Origin of the sequence: Actinotalea sp., assembly GCF_035443605.1 — a bacterium.
Classification (GTDB): Bacteria; Actinomycetota; Actinomycetes; order Actinomycetales; family Cellulomonadaceae; genus Actinotalea.
Genome location: NZ_DAORSQ010000051.1, coordinates 1 through 15,589, shown reverse-complemented (window position 1 = coordinate 15,589; position 15,589 = coordinate 1). Strand labels below are relative to the sequence as shown.

Annotated in this window: 19 protein-coding genes; 10 read left to right on the top strand and 9 right to left on the bottom strand. The window is 74.5% G+C overall.

Annotated features, from left to right (window positions below):
• The 3 genes from PKY62_RS07440 to PKY62_RS07430 form a co-directional block, all read right to left on the bottom strand.
• The coding region (locus PKY62_RS07440; protein WP_324536074.1) for an SPFH domain-containing protein at window positions 1–1,109 on the bottom strand (1,109 nt) is incomplete at its 3' end.
• Complete coding sequence (locus PKY62_RS07435) at window positions 1,106–1,582, bottom strand: NfeD family protein (RefSeq protein WP_324536073.1); 477 nt, start codon at window positions 1,580–1,582, stop codon at window positions 1,106–1,108. The genes PKY62_RS07440 and PKY62_RS07435, both read right to left, overlap by 4 nt.
• 132 nt (window positions 1,583–1,714) lie before the next feature.
• A complete protein-coding gene (locus PKY62_RS07430; RefSeq protein WP_324536072.1) occupies window positions 1,715–2,500 on the bottom strand; it encodes an ABC transporter ATP-binding protein in 786 nt (261 codons plus the stop codon).
• Between the two features lie 90 nt (window positions 2,501–2,590).
• Between PKY62_RS07430 and PKY62_RS07425 the strand changes: the two genes are divergently transcribed.
• On the top strand, window positions 2,591–3,379 hold the full coding sequence (locus PKY62_RS07425) for an Rv1486c family protein (protein WP_324536071.1): 789 nt from the start codon (window positions 2,591–2,593) through the stop codon (window positions 3,377–3,379).
• On the opposite strand, the gene glgA is transcribed toward PKY62_RS07425, so the two are convergent.
• Window positions 3,358–4,563, bottom strand: coding sequence for a glycogen synthase (gene glgA, locus PKY62_RS07420; protein ID WP_324536070.1), 1,206 nt, complete (start codon window positions 4,561–4,563; stop codon window positions 3,358–3,360). The genes PKY62_RS07425 and glgA overlap by 22 nt on opposite strands.
• Before the next feature lie 71 nt (window positions 4,564–4,634).
• Here glgA and PKY62_RS07415 point away from each other — a divergent pair, with 71 nt between their 5' ends.
• Window positions 4,635–5,876, top strand: coding sequence for a glucose-1-phosphate adenylyltransferase (locus PKY62_RS07415; protein ID WP_324536069.1), 1,242 nt, complete (start codon window positions 4,635–4,637; stop codon window positions 5,874–5,876).
• A gap of 25 nt (window positions 5,877–5,901) precedes the next feature.
• Window positions 5,902–6,603 (top strand): phosphoserine phosphatase SerB, encoded by a 702-nt coding sequence (serB, locus tag PKY62_RS07410; protein WP_324536068.1) that lies wholly within the window; start codon window positions 5,902–5,904, stop codon window positions 6,601–6,603.
• Between the two features lie 58 nt (window positions 6,604–6,661).
• Here the strand turns inward: serB and PKY62_RS07405 are convergent, their stop codons facing one another.
• The 3 genes from PKY62_RS07405 to fabG form a co-directional block, all read right to left on the bottom strand.
• Window positions 6,662–7,207, bottom strand: a complete 546-nt coding sequence (locus PKY62_RS07405; protein ID WP_324536067.1) for a SixA phosphatase family protein — start codon at window positions 7,205–7,207, stop codon at window positions 6,662–6,664.
• A 1-nt stretch (window position 7,208) separates the two neighbouring features.
• The gene (fabI, locus tag PKY62_RS07400; protein ID WP_324536066.1) at window positions 7,209–7,976 is read right to left on the bottom strand and encodes an enoyl-ACP reductase FabI; all 768 of its coding nucleotides are present in this window, start codon (window positions 7,974–7,976) and stop codon (window positions 7,209–7,211) included.
• A gap of 124 nt (window positions 7,977–8,100) precedes the next feature.
• Window positions 8,101–8,826 (bottom strand): 3-oxoacyl-ACP reductase FabG, encoded by a 726-nt coding sequence (gene fabG, locus PKY62_RS07395; RefSeq protein ID WP_324536065.1) that lies wholly within the window; start codon window positions 8,824–8,826, stop codon window positions 8,101–8,103.
• 226 nt (window positions 8,827–9,052) lie between these two features.
• Here fabG and PKY62_RS07390 point away from each other — a divergent pair, with 226 nt between their 5' ends.
• Genes PKY62_RS07390 through PKY62_RS07380 form a run of 3 tightly spaced genes read left to right on the top strand, consistent with a single transcriptional unit; the run spans window position 9,053 to window position 10,560 of the window.
• Entirely contained in the window at window positions 9,053–9,403 is a 351-nt protein-coding gene (locus tag PKY62_RS07390) for a DUF3099 domain-containing protein (RefSeq protein ID WP_324536064.1), read from the top strand.
• Entirely contained in the window at window positions 9,400–9,642 is a 243-nt protein-coding gene (locus PKY62_RS07385; RefSeq protein ID WP_324536063.1) for a hypothetical protein, read from the top strand. The genes PKY62_RS07390 and PKY62_RS07385 overlap by 4 nt, the downstream gene beginning before the upstream one ends.
• A 3-nt stretch (window positions 9,643–9,645) precedes the next feature.
• The gene (locus tag PKY62_RS07380; RefSeq protein WP_324536062.1) at window positions 9,646–10,560 is read left to right on the top strand and encodes an SURF1 family protein; all 915 of its coding nucleotides are present in this window, start codon (window positions 9,646–9,648) and stop codon (window positions 10,558–10,560) included.
• A 3-nt stretch (window positions 10,561–10,563) separates the two neighbouring features.
• Here PKY62_RS07380 and PKY62_RS07375 read toward each other — a convergent pair whose 3' ends face one another.
• Together PKY62_RS07375 and PKY62_RS07370 are read right to left on the bottom strand one after the other, a co-directional pair.
• Window positions 10,564–10,809, bottom strand: coding sequence for a helix-turn-helix domain-containing protein (locus PKY62_RS07375; RefSeq protein ID WP_324536061.1), 246 nt, complete (start codon window positions 10,807–10,809; stop codon window positions 10,564–10,566).
• 90 nt (window positions 10,810–10,899) lie between these two features.
• Window positions 10,900–12,498, bottom strand: a complete 1,599-nt coding sequence (locus PKY62_RS07370) for an ABC-F family ATP-binding cassette domain-containing protein (protein WP_324536060.1) — start codon at window positions 12,496–12,498, stop codon at window positions 10,900–10,902.
• 151 nt (window positions 12,499–12,649) lie between these two features.
• Here PKY62_RS07370 and PKY62_RS07365 point away from each other — a divergent pair, with 151 nt between their 5' ends.
• The 4 genes from PKY62_RS07365 (at window position 12,650) to ypfJ (ending at window position 15,587) form a co-directional block, all read left to right on the top strand.
• On the top strand, window positions 12,650–13,264 hold the full coding sequence (locus PKY62_RS07365) for a biotin transporter BioY (protein WP_324536059.1): 615 nt from the start codon (window positions 12,650–12,652) through the stop codon (window positions 13,262–13,264).
• Window positions 13,265–13,326: 62 nt separating this feature from the next.
• Window positions 13,327–14,034, top strand: coding sequence for an energy-coupling factor ABC transporter ATP-binding protein (locus tag PKY62_RS07360; protein WP_502875813.1), 708 nt, complete (start codon window positions 13,327–13,329; stop codon window positions 14,032–14,034).
• Entirely contained in the window at window positions 14,031–14,645 is a 615-nt protein-coding gene (locus PKY62_RS07355; RefSeq protein ID WP_324536058.1) for a CbiQ family ECF transporter T component, read from the top strand. Before PKY62_RS07360 ends, PKY62_RS07355 begins: the two co-directional genes overlap by 4 nt.
• 54 nt (window positions 14,646–14,699) lie before the next feature.
• On the top strand, window positions 14,700–15,587 hold the full coding sequence (gene ypfJ / locus PKY62_RS07350; RefSeq protein WP_324536057.1) for a KPN_02809 family neutral zinc metallopeptidase: 888 nt from the start codon (window positions 14,700–14,702) through the stop codon (window positions 15,585–15,587).
• Window positions 15,588–15,589 lie beyond the last annotated feature (2 nt).

Below are 15,589 nucleotides of genomic sequence, written 5' to 3'. Positions count from 1 at the left end.
GGCGGCATGTCGTCGGGCGGCGGCGCCTGGCCGACCTCGGCGGAACGGCTGAACGGCCGGCCGCTCAGGGTTCCGGCGCTCGTCGCATCGGCCGAGGCGGCCTTCGACTCCCGCCGCGCCTCGGCGAGCGCCTCGGCCGGGTCCGCGAGCGCCGTCGGCGGCAGGTCGTCCCCCAGCGGGGAGTCGCCCGGGGCGCGCCAGGTGATGCCGTCGGTGTCGGGCGCCCCGCCGAAGCCCTTGCTGATCGCGCTGAGCGCAGCGGTGAACTCGGTGGGGATGAACCACACCTTGTTGGACTGCGTCCGGGCGACCTCCGGCAGCATCTGCAGGTACTGGTAGGCCAGCAGCTTGGGGTCGGCGTCGCCGCGGTGGATGGCGTCGAACACCTGCAGGATCGCGCGGGACTCACCCTCGGCGTTGAGGATCGCCGCCTGCGCGTTGCCCTCGGCCCGCAGGATCGCGGACTGCTTCTCGCCCTCGGCCGTGAGGATCGCGGACTGCTTGACGCCCTCGGCCGTGAGGATCGCGGCGCGACGGTCGCGCTCGGCGCGCATCTGCTGCTCCATCGAGCCCTGGATGGACTGCGGCGGGTCGATCGACTTGAGCTCGACCCGGTTGACGCGCACGCCCCAGCGACCGGTCGCCTCGTCGAGCACGCCGCGCAGCTGGCCGTTGATCTGGTCGCGGCTGGTCAGGGTCTGCTCGAGGTCCATGGAGCCCACGACGTTGCGCAGCGTGGTGACGGTGAGCTGCTCGATGCCCTGGATGTAGTTGGCGATCTCGTAGACGGCCGAGCGCGGCTCGGTGACCTGGAAGTAGATGACCGTGTCGATGCTCACCACGAGGTTGTCCGACGTGATGACGGGCTGCGGCGGGAAGGACACCACCTGCTCGCGCAGGTCCACCCCGGCGCGCACCCGGTCGACGAACGGGATGAGCAGGTGCAGGCCGGCGTCGAGCGTCTTGGAGTACCGGCCGAGCCGCTCGACGATGAGCGCCACGGCCTGCGGCACGATCCGCACGGAGCGGAACAGCGCCGTGACGACGAGCACCAGGAACAGCGCGAGGATGATGTAGCCGGCGATCTCGCCGGGGGACAGGTCGTTCACGAGGCACTCTCCTGTGGTGGGTCCTGCGGTCCGTGCGTGCCCCGGGGGCCGAGCGCGGCGACGACGGCGGTGGCTCCGGTGATCCTGACGACCCGCGCGTCCTGACCGACGGCGAGCACCTCGTCGCCCTCGGTGCGGGCCGTCCAGACCTCGCCCGAGAGCTTGACCCGCCCGGCGCGGCGGGTCACCTCGGCCACGACGACGGCGGGGCGGCCGACCAGACCGGCCGTGTTGGTCTCGACCAGCGGGACGCGGTCGCGCAGGTGGCGCAGCAGCCACGGCCGCAGCGAGCCGAGCAGCACCAGCGACGTGACCGCGAAGCCGACGATCTGCACCCACAGGTCCGTGCCGGCCAGCGCCAGCCCGCCGGCGACGAGCGCGCCACCGGCGAACATGATGAGCACGAGGTCGAGCGAGAGGATCTCGATGACGGCGAGCAGCAGCGCCGCCCCCATCCACCAGGCCCAGGTCATGTCGGCTCCCCCGCTCGTCGCGTCCCGATCATCGTAGCCCTCCACGGCGCGCCCGGTTGGGGCGCCCTTGACCGTGGCGTGACGCCGTGCTGACCGCCGGGCTCCCCCCGGGACGCCCCGCCGCGGCCCGGCTCACCGTGCGGCGCGTGCGCTCCAGCGGTCGCCGTGCCGCTCCGCCGTGAGCTCCAGACCGAACGCCTGCGAGAGGTTCTCGGCCGTGAGGACCTCGTCGAGGGGACCCGCGGCGTGCACGCGCCCCTCGCGCAGCAGCAGCACGTGGGTGAAGCCAGCGGGGATCTCCTCGACGTGGTGCGTGACCAGCACCAGCACGGGCGAGCGCTCGTCGGCCGCCAGCTCCGTGAGCGCCGCGACGAGCTCCTCGCGGCCGCCCAGGTCCAGCCCCGCCGCGGGCTCGTCGAGCAGCAGCAGCTCCGGGTCCGTCATGAGCGCCCGCGCGATCTGCGCGCGCTTGCGCTCGCCCTCGCTGAGCGTCCCGAAGGTCCGCTCGGCGAGGTCGCCCACGCCGAACACGTCGAGCAGCGCGCGTGCCCGCTCGTGGTCGAGCGCCTCGTAGGCCTCGCGCCACCGGCCCGTCATCCCGTAGGCCGCCGTGAGGACCACGTCGACGACGCGCTCGCCCGCGGGGATGCGGTCGGCGAGGGCGGCGGAGGCGACCCCCACGCGCGGGCGCAGCTCGAACACGTCGGTCGACCCGAGCAGCTCGCCCAGCACGTGCGCGCGCCCCGACGTCGGGTGCATCCGCCCGGACGCGACCTGAAGCAGGGTCGTCTTGCCCGCGCCGTTGCGGCCGAGGACCACCCAGCGCTCGCCGTCGACCACACGCCAGGAGACCCGGTCGAGGATGGTCTTGCTCCCCCGACGGATGGTCACGTCCTGCAGGTCCAGCACCGCGCTCATGAAGCCCGACCCTACCGGCGCGCACCGCGCCGGTGCCGCACCCGCCGGGCGACCGCGAGCCGCACCCCGGCGCCGTCGTACCCTGGCCCCGTGCCGGCCGACCCCACCGCCCTCGAGCGCTCGGTGCTGCTCGCGCTCGGGCTCGCCGCCCGGCCGGTGACGCCCCTCGACGTGCGCCGCACGGTGCACGCCGTGCAGGGCGACGACGAGCCGCACGACGTCGTCGGGCTGCCCGGAGCTGCCGACCTCGCCCACCTCGTCGTGGCATGGGGTGCTGGCGCCGGACCCGTCGAGGTCGCGGCGCTGCTCCCTGCCCCCGGCGACGTCAGCGGTCTGCCGCCCGAGGTGGCCGCCGCGGCGATCGAGGCGGGCGAGTGCCTGCTCGTGCACCTCGGGACGTCCTGGGCCGTGGTGCCCGACGTCGTCGCGTTCGGCTCGGCGCTGGAGACGGGCTACCAGGTGACCTGGACGGCCCACGCCGTCGAGGACTGGCGCACCCGGCTGGCGGGCGTGGTCGGCACGCTCGGCGAGGCGGAGCAGGCCCTGCGCGCCTCGCTGCGCACCGCGACCCAGGCCCTCGTCGACCTCGACGTCGCGCGCTGGCGCCCGGACGCCGCGGCGGCGATCGCCGCGCTGCGCGCTTCGGCGGACCTCGGCCTGCCGTCGAGCCTGGACCCGCGCGTCGTGCGCGTGGTGGGCGACGCGGCGCGCCTGCGCACCATCGTCGAGCTCGCCACGACGGACGACGGCGCCGCCGTCTCCCTGTGGCAGGCGGACCAGCGCACGGCGGCGCTGCGCGACGTCGAGCGGTCGGCCCGGCGCGCGATCGCGGCGGCGACCCTCGCCGCCGGCCGGGCTCAGGCGAGCACGGACCGGTAGACCTCGAGCGTCCGCTCGCCGATCGCCGTCCACGCGAAGTGGTCCTCGACGCGCCGCCGCGAGGCGGCACCCATGACGGACGCCCGCTCGGCGTCCGTCGCGAGCGCCGTGAGCGCGCGCGCCACGTCGGCGACGAAGACGTCCGGGTGCACCGGCGTGCCCGTGCCGTCCTGGACCTGCTCGATGGGCACCAGCAGCCCGGTGACGCCGTCGTCGACCACCTCGGGGATGCCGCCCGTCGCGGTGCCCACGACCGGCAGCCCGCAGGCCATCGCCTCGAGGTTGACGATGCCGAGCGGCTCGTAGACGGACGGGCAGTCGAACTCCGTGGACGACGACAGCACCGAGACCAGGTCGGGGCGCGGCAGCATCTCCTCGATCCACACCACGCCGTCGCGCTTGGTCCGCAGCTCTGCGACCAGCCCGGTCACCTCGGCCATGATCTCGGCCGTGTCCGGCGCTCCCGCGCACAGCACCAGCTGCACCTCCGGCGGTAGCGCCTCGGCCGCACGCAGCAGGTAGGGCAGGCCCTTCTGCCGCGTGATCCGGCCCACGAAGACGACCGCGGGGCGGTCGGGGTCGATCCCGTGCGAGCGGGCGGTGGCGTGCGCGGCCGCGACGGCCTCGGCGCCATCGGGCCGGCGCCAGCCGTCCAGGTCGATCCCGTTGTGCACCACGTGCACCCTGGCCGGGTCGACGTCCGGGTAGCTGCGCAGGATGTCGGCGCGCATGCCGGCGCTCACGGCGATGATCGCCGCGGCGCCCTCGTAGGCGGTCTTCTCCGCCCAGCCCGACAGCGCGTAGCCGCCGCCCAGCTGCTCGGCCTTCCACGGGCGCAGGGGCTCGAGGCTGTGGGCGCTGATGACGTGCGGGATGCCGTGCAGCAGGCCGGCGAGGTGCCCGGCGAGGTTGGCGTACCAGGTGTGCGAGTGCACGAGGTCTGCCCCCGCGACGTCGCCCGCCATGAGCAGGTCCACGCCGAAGGTGCGCAGCACCGCGTCGCGGTCGGCGAGCTCCGCCGGCACGTCGTAGCCGGTGACGCCGGCCTCGGTTCGCGCGCCGTCGAAGCAGCGCACGCGCACGTCGAGGTGTTCTCGCAGCACGGCACTGAGCTCCGCCACGTGGACGCCGGCTCCGCCGTACACGTGTGGTGGGTACTCCCTGGTCAGCAGGTCGACTCGCACAGCGACACGCTAGCGCGCCGGGGCGCTGGATGTCTGGCACGCGGCCCGTCGGGACGTCTAGGGTCGGGGCCATGGCAAAGACGCGGGTCCTGGCAATCGTTCTCGCCGGCGGCGAGGGCAAGAGGCTCATGCCGCTCACGGCCGACCGGGCCAAACCGGCGGTGCCGTTCGGCGGGATGTACCGACTGGTCGACTTCGCCCTGTCGAACCTCGTCAACTCGGGGTACCTGCAGATCGTCGTCCTGACCCAGTACAAGTCTCACAGCCTGGACAGGCACGTGACCAAGACGTGGCGGATGTCGCCGCTGCTCGGCAACTACGTCGCGCCCGTCCCGGCCCAGCAGCGCGTCGGCAAGCACTGGTACCTCGGCAGCGCCGACGCGATCTTCCAGTGCCTCAACACCATCACGGACGAGAAGCCCGACATCGTCGTCGTCGTGGGCGCCGACCACGTCTACCGGATGGACTTCGAGCAGATGGTCGACGCGCACATCGCGTCGGGCGCCGAGTTCACCGTCGCGGGCATCCGCCAGCCGATCGGCCTGGCCGGCGAGTTCGGCGTCATCGAGGCCAACCCCGAGGACCCGACCCGGATCGCAGCCTTCCTCGAGAAGCCGGCCCATCCCGTGGGCCTTGCCGACTCCCCGCACGAGGTCCTCGCCTCGATGGGCAACTACGTCGCCAACGCGGACGCCCTCGTCGAGGCCGTCACGCGCGACGCGGTCAACCCGACCTCCCGGCACGACATGGGCGGCGACATCGTGCCGTACTTCGTCGAGCGCGGCTCCGCCGGCCTGTACGACTTCATCCGCAACGACGTCGCCGGCTCCACCGACCGCGATCGCGACTACTGGCGCGACGTCGGCACGCTCGACGCCTACTACGACGCCAACCGCGACCTCATCTCGGTCAACCCGGTGTTCAACCTCTACAACCCGGACTGGCCGCTGTTCAGCGGGTACGCGGGCCTGCCGCCGTCGAAGTTCGTCCACGCCGGTCCGGGCCGCCTCGGGCACGCCAGCGACTCGCTGGTCTCACCGGGCGTCATCGTCTCCGGCGCAACGGTCTCCGGGTCGGTCCTCTCGCCCGGCGTCTACCTGCACTCGTGGGCCTCGGTGAGCGACTCGGTGATCATGGACGGCGTCCAGGTGGGCCGGCACGCCCAGGTGCACCGCGCGATCATCGACAAGGGCGTCACCATCCACGAGCGCGCGCGGATCGGGCTCGACCACGAGCACGACCGTGCCCGCGGCTTCGCGATCACCGAGGCGGGCGTCACCGTCGTGCCCAAGGGGACGGTCGTCGAGGGCTGAGACCCACCGGCGCTACCCTGCTCCGGTGGACGCGCAGCAGACCTCCCCCGCGCACGGCCGACCGCCCGGGGCCGAGGCCTCGGTGGTGACCGGCGGGCGTCGCGTGCTCGTCCTCGACGTCGACTCGACGCTCATCACGGGCGAGGTCATCGAGCTGCTCGCCGCCCATGCCGGCGCCCTGACCCGGGTCGCCGCGGTGACGGAGCGCGCGATGCGCGGGGAGATCGACTTCGCCACGTCGCTGCACGAGCGCGTCGCCATGCTCGCCGGCCTGCCCGTCGAGGTGCTCGACGTCGTGCGCGGCGAGGTGGTCCTGTCCCCCGGTGCCGAGCGCCTGCTCGCGCGCGTCCAGGCGGAGGGCTGGCCCGTCGGCCTGGTGTCCGGCGGCTTCGCCGAGATCGTCGAGCCGCTCGCCGCGGGGCTGGGGATCGACTTCGTCCGCGCCAACCACCTCGAGGTGCACGGCGGCGCGCTGACGGGACGCGTCACCGGTCAGGTCGTCGACCGCGCGGCGAAGGCCGCCGCGCTGCGCGAGCTCGCCGCGCTGCACGGCGTGCCGATGGAGCGGACCGTGGCCATCGGCGACGGCGCCAACGACCTCGAGATGCTCGCGGCCGCGGGGCTGGGCATCGCCTACAACGCCAAGCCCGTGGTGCGCGCCCAGGCCGACGTCGCGATCGGCGACGAGCCGCTCGACGCCGCGCTGCGCTACCTCGGTCTGGGCTGAGCGCCGCCGGACGCACTGCCGCGAGCCCCTGCCCGCCGCCCGCCGAGGGGCCGGTGCGTCAGCGGGGCGGACGCACCACGTCGACGACGCGCGCGGTGCGACGGGCGAGCTCCGCCCAGCTCGAGACCTCCAGGACCGCGTAGGCCCCCGTGGACAGCCCGGTGCGGACCTGCTCGACGCGCACGGAGTGGGCGTCGCCGTGCTCGGGCGCCGCCAGCGCGGCAGCCGCGGCGGACATCGTCGGCTCGTGGCCGACGACGAGGACGGTCGCGACCCGCTCGTCGATGCCCTGGACGAGCTCGAGCAGGTCGCCGACCCCCGCGTGGTAGAGCGCGTCGAGCACGGCCACCTCGGCGGCCGGCACATCGCCGAGCGCCCCGCGGACGAGCTCCCACGTCTGCCGCGTGCGCAGGGCAGAGGAGACCAGGACGTGCTCGGGCACCAGGCCGGTCGCGGCGAGGCGAGCGCCCACGTCGACGCACTGCCGTCGGCCGGCGAGCGCGAGCGGGCGCAGCTCGTCCACGACGCCACCGGAAGGCTCGGCCTTGGCGTGCCGCAGCAGCACCAGCCGGCGCCCTCCCGGACGCCCGGCGCCCGGGGTCACGTCACGAGCCCATCGCGTGCACGCCGCCGTCGACGTGCACGATCTCCCCGGTCGTTGCCGGGAACCAGTCGGACAGGAGCGCGAGCACGGCCTTGGCCGTCGGCACCGCGTCGGTCATGTCCCAGCCCAGCGGGGCGCGGGCGGACCAGCCGGACTCGATCTTCTCGAAGCCGGGGATCGACGTCGCCGCCGTCGTCTTGACCGGTCCAGCGGCCACGAGGTTGCAGCGGATGCCGGCGGGGCCGAGGTCCCGCGCGAGGTAGCGCGAGGTCGACTCGAACGCGGCCTTGGCCACGCCCATCCAGTCGTAGACCGGCCACGCGAACGAGGCGTCGAACGTCAGGCCCACCACTCCGGACCCGGGCGGCATGAGCGGCTGGGCCGCGACCGCGAGCGACTTGAGCGAGAACGCCGAGACCTGGATGGCGGTGGCGACGTCCTGCCACTGCGCGCTGAGGAAGTTGCCGCCCAGCACCGTCTGCGGGGCGAACCCGATGGAGTGCACCACGCCGTCGAGGTGGTCCGTGTGCTCGCGCACCCGCTCGGCGAGCAGCGTCAGGTCCTCGTCCGACGTGACGTCGAGCTGGACCACCGGGCACTCGTGGGGCAGGCGGCGCGCGATGGCCGCGGTGAGCCGCGCCGTCCGTCCGAAGGAGGTGAGGATGACCGTGGCACCCTCGAGCTGTGCCAGCCGCGCCACGTGGTACGCGATCGAGCCCTCCGTGAGGACCCCCGTGACCAACAACGTCTTGCCATCCAGCAGGCCCACGTCGGTTCCCTTCGTCGAAGTCGTGCTCACCGCACTGCGCGGGGCGGGCCCGCGGTGCGTCCGTGCCTGAGTCTGTCCTGCGTGGTGCCGTGCCGGTCGTGCGTGCCGCGTCCGGGCGGGGGGCTCAGTGCCCCATGCCGAGGCCGCCGTCGACGGGGATGACGGCCCCGCTGATGTAGCCCGCGTCCGCCGAGGCCAGGAACGCGACCACGCCGGCGACCTCGTCCGGCTCCGCGAAGCGGCCCGCCGGGATCGCTGCACGGTAGGCCGCCTGGCGGTCCGGCGGCAACGCCTGCGTCATCGCGGTGTCGATGAACCCCGGGGCGACGACGTTCGCGGTGATGCCGCGGCCGCCGAGCTCGCGGGTGACGGACCGCGCCATGCCCACGAGGGCGGCCTTGGACGCCGAGTAGTTGACCTGGCCGGGGCCGCCGTACATCGCCACGACGGAGGAGATGAGGATGATCCGGCCGCGGCGCATCCGGATCATCCCGGTCGACGCGCGCCGGACGCAGCGGAAGGCCCCCGTGAGGTTGACGTCGATGACCTGGTCGAACTCCTCGTCGGTCATCCGCATGAGCAGCTGGTCGCGCGTGATCCCGGCGTTGGCCACGAGGACCTCGACCGGACCGTTGACCTTCTCGATCTCGTCGAAGGCCGCGTCGACCGACGCCGTGTCGGTCACGTCGCCGACGATCCCCAGGACGCCGTCCTGCGGCTCGATCGCGCGGTTGATCGCCGCGACCTTGTCGCCCGCGGCCACGAAGCGGGCGGCGATGGCACGGCCGATGCCGCGGCTGGCGCCGGTCACCACGACGCTGCGGGGGGCCGGTGCGGTGCTGCTGGCCACGGTCACTCCTGTCCTCGTCCACCACCGGCTCCCGCCGGTCCGAGTGCGAACCTAGCGGACCGGGCCCGCCCGGCGCACGAAGCACCGCGCAGCGGGCACCGTCGCGCTGGTGCGCCCGGCACCGTCCCGGTCGCTCAGGGTGCCATCGTCGGAGCGAGCCGGAGCGAGCCGGGGCGTGCCGGAGCGTGCCGGAGCGAGCCGGCCGCTCCGCGGTTAGCCTGAGGCGGTGCACCTGGGCCGCCGAGGGCTGACGCAGGACCCCGCCCGGGACGGCGCAGCGGTCCGGATCACCTCTGCCCCCAGCCCCCTCGCGCAGGACGTCGCGGCCCGGTCGCGGCGGTACCTCGTGCAGATGTCCGTCCGGGTGGTCTGCTTCCTCGGTGCCGTGGCGATCGAGCACTGGACGCGCTGGCTGCTGCTGGCGGGGGCCGTCGTGCTGCCCTACATCGCCGTCGTGCTCGCCAACGCCGGCCGCGAGCGCGGCGGGGACCCTGGTACCTTCCTCGCGCCCCCCGCCCTGCCCGCGGCACCCCCGACCGCCGGGGTGGGGCCCGGACCGAGCGGAGAACGCCCATGAGCGCCCCCCTGCCGGACGTCCCTGACCTTGTGGACCGGCTGCGGTGCAGCGCGCGCGGCTGTCGCGCCACGGCCGTGTGGGCCCTGCGCTGGAACAACCCGACGCTGCACGCCCCTGAGCGCCGCAAGGTCTGGCTCGCCTGCGCCGACCACCGCACCTCGCTCGAGCAGTACCTCGCGGTCCGCGGGTTCCACCGCGACACGGTCGCCGCGGGCGACCTCGAGCCCACCGACGGCTGACCCGTGGCCGTGCCGGGACCCGTGCTGCGTCGCTGGGCCGCGACCCTCGCCGTCGCCGCGGTCGTCGCGGCGGGCTGCGTCACGGCCGGGGTGTGGCAGTGGGGCCGGCACGTCGCCCGCAGCGCCGAGGTGGCCGTGGTGCTGGAGTACGAGGGCTCGGACCCGGTGCCGATCGGGCAGGTGCTCACGGCGGGCGAGGCGTTGCCGGCCGACCAGGTGTGGCGCCCCACGGTCGTCGAGGGCCGCTACCTCGAGCCCACGGTGCTGCTGCGCAACCGCCCCGTGGGTGGGGCCGCCGGGTACCACGTCCTGGCGGGGTTCGCCGTCGACGAGGGGCTGCTGGCCGGCACGGTGCTCGTGCTGGACCGCGGCTGGGTACCACCGGGGCCCGACGGCTCGGCCCCGGCCACCGTCCCCGACCTGCCCGTCGGGACCGTGGACGTGGTGGCCCGCCTGCGGGCGGACGAGCGGCCGAGCGACCGCGAGGCACCCGCCGGGCAGGTCCAGGCCCTCAACGCCGAGCAGGTGCGGCTCGCGGCCGACGGGGCGTGGGCCGCCGCGGCGACGCTGCCGGCCACCGGGGCCGTCGTCACCGAGGACGGGGCGTCCCCGGCGGGCCTCGGCGACCTCGAGCCGCCGAGCACCGACCTCGGGTCCCACCTGTCCTATGCGTTCCAGTGGTGGGTCTTCGCGCTCGGGTCGCTCGGGGGCGCCGTCGTGCTGCTGCGCCGCGACGCGCGTGAGGAGTCGGGCGGCACCGAGCGGGCGACCCCGGCCCGGCCGCGCCGGCGCGCGACGGCGGAGCAGGAGGAGGACGCCCTGCTCGACGCGCAGGCCGACGCGCAGGCGGACGCGCACGCGGCGGCGCGCGACCGACGTGCGACCGGCCCGGCTGACGGACCGGCGACCGACCCCTAGCTCTCAGGCGTCGGCGCGCAGTGCCGCGCGACGCGCCTCGGCGGCCGGCCCACGGGTCGCCCCACCCCGGCTGCGCATGGGAACCCCGGACTCGACGAGCACGCCGTGGACGAACCCGTAGGACCGTCCGAGGTCCTGCGCCATCGACCGGATGCTCTCGCCCCGGCCGTACCGCTCGACGAGCGAGGCAGCGAGATCGCTGCGGCTCTCACCGGTGATCCGTGAACCCTTGGGGAGCTTGGTGCTCATGGTCGTCCTCCTGGCCCCGGTCCGACGGCACACCGACCGGGCAGGCACCCGGCCGACGCCGTCCGGGTCGAGTGACCGGCCCGGACGAGCTCACGCGAGCGAGATGAGATCCGCGTAGCTGTCGTTCCATAGATCTTCGTCGCCATCGGGCAGAAGCACCACTCGTTGGGGTGCGAGAGCCGCCACGGCGCCCTCGTCGTGCGTGACCATGACCACCGCGCCCGCGTAGCCGTGCAGGGCGGAGAGCACCTCGGCGCGGCTGGCCGGGTCGAGGTTGTTGGTCGGCTCGTCGAGCAGGAGCACGTTGGCCGAGGACACGACGAGCGCCGCGAGCGCGAGCCGGGTCTTCTCGCCGCCGGACAGCACGCGGACCGGCTTGTTCGCGTCGTCGCCCGAGAAGAGGAACGAGCCGAGCACCGAGCGCACCTGGGTGTCCGTCAGGTGGGGCGCAGCGGTGCGCAGGTTCTCCACCACGGTGCGGCTCGCGTCGAGGGTCTCGTGCTCCTGGGCGTAGTAGCCGAGCTTGAGGCCGTGGCCGGGGACCACCTCGCCGGTGTCGGCCTCCTCGACGCCGGCGAGCAGCCGCAGCAGGGTGGTCTTGCCCGCACCGTTGAAGCCCAGGATGACCACCCGGCTCCCCTTGTCGACCGCCAGGTCGACGTCCGTGAACACCTCGAGCGAGCCGTAGGACTTGCTCAGCCCCGTGGCCGTCAGCGGCGTCTTGCCGCACGGGGCGGGATCGGGGAAGCGCAGGTGCGCGACCTTGTCCGACGCACGCTCTGCCTCCAGCCCGGCGAGCATCTTCTCCGCCCGGCGCGCCATGTTCTGCGCCGCCGTGGCCTTGGTCGCCTTCGCCCGCATCTTGTCGGCCTGCGCCAGCAGCACGGTGGCCTTCTTCTCGACGTTGAGCCGCTCGCGCTTGCGTCGGCGCTCGTCCGTCTCGCGCTGCAGCAGGTAGGCGTCCCAGCCGAGGTGGTACTGGTCCATCTCGGCGCGGTTGGCGTCCAGGTGGAACACCTTGTTGACGGTCTTGCGCACGAGGTCGACGTCGTGGCTGATGACGAGGAACCCGCCGGGGAAGGTCGCCAGGTAGTCGCGCAGCCAGACCACCGAGTCGGCGTCGAGGTGGTTGGTCGGCTCGTCGAGCAGGAGGGTCTCGGCCCCGGAGAAGAGGATCCGGGCGAGCTCGACCCGGCGTCGCTGACCGCCGGACAGGGTGCGCAGCGGCTGGGACAGGATGCGCTCGTCGAGGCCGAGGTTGGCGGAGATCCGGCCCGCCTCGCTCTCGGCCGCGTAGCCGCCGGCCGCCGTGAACCTCGACTCGAGCCTCGGGTAGCGCTCGAGCGCGGCGTCGCGCGTGGCGTCGTCGGCGCTGGCCATCGCACCCTCGGTCTCGCGCATGAGGCGGACGATCTCGTCCAGCCCGCGCGCGGACAGGATGCGGTCCAGGGCCAGGACGTCGAGGTCGCCGGTGCGCGGGTCCTGCGGGAGGTACCCGACGTCCCCGGAACGGATGATCTGCCCCGCCGTCGCCTGGCTCTCCCCCGCCAGGGCGCGCGTCAGGGTCGTCTTGCCGGCGCCGTTGCGGCCGACGAGGCCGATCCGGTCGCCGGGGGCGATCCGGAAGGACGCCCGTTCGAGCAGCACGCGGACGCCGACACGCAGCTCCACGTCATGGGCGGTGATCACTGAGGTTTCCTCCGACCGCTCGCCGACGGTGTTGTCGGCAGGCACAAACGACGCTCATCCTACGACCGGCTAGCGTGGCGTCCGATCGAGCGACGTTCGCGACGACCTCGGCTGCACGTGCGGCCGAGGTCCACGACCTCCTGGGAGCACCATGTCCGCCGCCCCGCCCGACCCGACCGCCTCCGCAGACGACGCGGCCCGCAGCGCCGGGACCCGCAGCGCCGCGACCGACCTCTCGCTCATCGGCACGGGCGCTGCCCTGCTCGCCGTGTGCTCGCTGGTCGCCGTGCCCGTGGGCCCCGCCGGCGCCCCCATCACGCTCCAGACCTTCGCCGTCCTGCTCGCCGGGGCAGTGCTCGGGGCCCGACGCGGCGCACTCGCGGTGCTCCTCTACCTCGCCGTGGGGTTCGCTGGTCTGCCCGTCTTCGCCGAGGGCGCCGGCGGCCCGGCGACGTTCGCCAAGGTGACCCTGGGCTACCTGCTCGCCTTCCCGGTCGCGGCCTGGGTGACCGGCGCTGTCGTCGAACGGTTCGGACGCCGCGCCGGCGGGCCGCGCACAGCCGTCATCGTCGCCGCCGGGGTGCTGGGCTCGCTGGTGGTCTACGCGATCGGCGTGCCCGTGCTCGCCGCGCGGATCGGCGTGAGCCTGGCGGAGGGGCTGGCGATCAACGCCGCCTTCCTGCCGTTCGACGCCGTCAAGGTGGTGCTGGCCGCCGTCGTCGCCTCGGCCGTGCACCGCGCGTTCCCGGACCTGCTGCCCCGGTGAGGCCCACGCCGGCCCCCCGGGGCGCGTCGTCGTGAGGCCGGCGTCGTCGTGAGACGGGCACCGTGATCGAGCTCGAGGCGGCAGGGGTCGCCGTCGAGGTGCTCGGCCCCGACGGACGCCCCGCGGTGCGGACCCTGCTCGAACCGCTGACCTGCACGATCGCCGAGCGCAGGGTGGCTGTCATCGGGGCGAACGGCTCGGGCAAGTCCACCCTCGCGCGGCTCGTCAACGGGCTGCGCACCGCGACAACGGGTCGGGTGCGGACGTGCGGGCTCGACGTCGCGACCCACGGCGCGGCCGTGCGCGCCCGGGTCGGCTTCGTCTTCACGGACCCCGACGCCCAGCTCGTCATGCCCACGGCGGCCGAGGACGTCGCCCTGTCGCTGCGGCGCACCGTGCGCGACGCCGCCCGGCGCGACGCCATGGCGCTCGACGCGCTGGCCCGGATCGGGCTCGCCGAGCACGCCCGGACGCCCGTGCACTCCCTCAGCGGCGGGCAGAAGCAGCTGCTCGCCCTCGCCGGGGTGCTCGCCTGCGCGCCCGAGGTGCTGGTCTGCGACGAGCCGACCACCCTGCTCGACCTGCGCTGGCGCCGCGTGGTGGAGGACCTGCTCGACGGCGTGGACGCGCAGGTGCTGCACGTCACGCACGACCTCGCGGCCGCTGGGCGCGCCGAGCGCGTGCTCGTCATCGACGGGGGACGGCTCGTGTTCGACGGTGAGGCCGGGGCGGCCGTCGCGCACTACCGTGCGCTCATGGCCGTGCGATGAGGCCGTGGGCCGACCCGGTGGGCCTCTACCGGCCCGGGACGACGATCGTCCACCGCACACCGGTGGCCGTGCGGTTCGGGCTGCTCACGGCCCTCGGGATCGCACTGGTCGTGCTCCGCGGCCCGTGGACCGCGGTCGTGGCACTGCTCGTGACGGTTCTCGTCGCGATGGTCGCCCGGCTGCCCCTGCGCGGCACGGTGCGCGGCCTCGCGCCCGTGCTCGTCACGGCAGCCCTCGTCGGGGCGTACCAGAGCTGGGCGCGTGGCTGGCCGCTCGGCGTCGAGGTGGCCGCGGACCTCGTCACCCTGGTGCTGGCCGCGACCGTCGTGACGGCCACCACGCCCACCGACGTGCTCCTAGACCTCATGGCTCGCGCGGTGCGGCCGCTGCGCCGCGTTGGCCTCGAGCCGGAGACGTTCGCGCTCGCCGTCGCCCTCATGCTCCGCGCCATCCCGGCGCTGGGCGCGCTGTTCACCGAGGTCCGCGACGCCGCCAGGGCCCGCGGCCTGGAGCGCTCCCCGCGGGCGCTGCTCGTCCCGTTCGCGGTGCGCACCGTCGCCCGCGCCCGCCTGACCGGCGAGGCGCTCGCGGCGCGCGGGATCGGCGACTGAGCCCGGGCACCCGCCGCCGCGCCGACCCGGCACCGCAGGCCCTACCCTCACCCCATGACGTTCAGCGAGGGTGGCAGCTTCGAGGGTGGTCGGGTCAAGAGCCGGCGCGGCGGTGCCGTCGCGGGTGGGGGCGTGGGCCTGCTGGCGATCGCCGCGTTCCTCGTCTACCAGTTCACCGGCGTGGACGTCTCGCCGTACCTCGGGGCGATCGAGGGCGGCCAGTCCGGGCAGACCTCCGGCCAGCAGGAGGGCAGCATCGGCGAGTGCACGGTCGAGCAGGCCAACACCGACCCGCTCTGCCGGCTGTCCGCCACCGTCCAGTCCCTCGACGCCTACTGGACGGACACGCTCGCGGCGCAGGGCGAGCTGCCGCTGCCCGAGGTCGTCGAGTTCCAGGAGGCCACCACGACGGCGTGCGGCTCCGCCTCCGCGTCGACCGGGCCGTTCTACTGCCCGCCCGACCAGACGATCTACCTCGACCTCGGCTTCTTCGACGTGCTGCAGAGCCGGTTCGGGGCGTCGGACGGCGCGCTGACGCAGATGTACGTCACGGCGCACGAGTACGGTCACCACGTCCAGCAGGTCACCGGTGTCATGGATCGCGCCGACCGGCAGGGCGCGGGCGCCGACTCCGACTCCGTGCGGGTCGAGCTCCAGGCCGACTGCTACGCGGGCCTGTGGGCCGGCGACGCGGCCACGCGCGAGGACCCGGACCGGCCCGGCGTCACGTTCCTCGACCCGATCACCGAGGCCCAGCTCGCCGACGCGCTGTCGGCCGCCGAGGCCGTCGGGGACGATCACATCCAGGAGCAGTCCGGGATGGGGGTCAACCAGGACTCCTGGACGCACGGCTCGAGCGAGCAGCGCGCGAGGTGGTTCACCACGGGCTACTCCACGGGCGACCCCGCGGCCTGCGACACATTCGCCACCGACACCCTCTGACG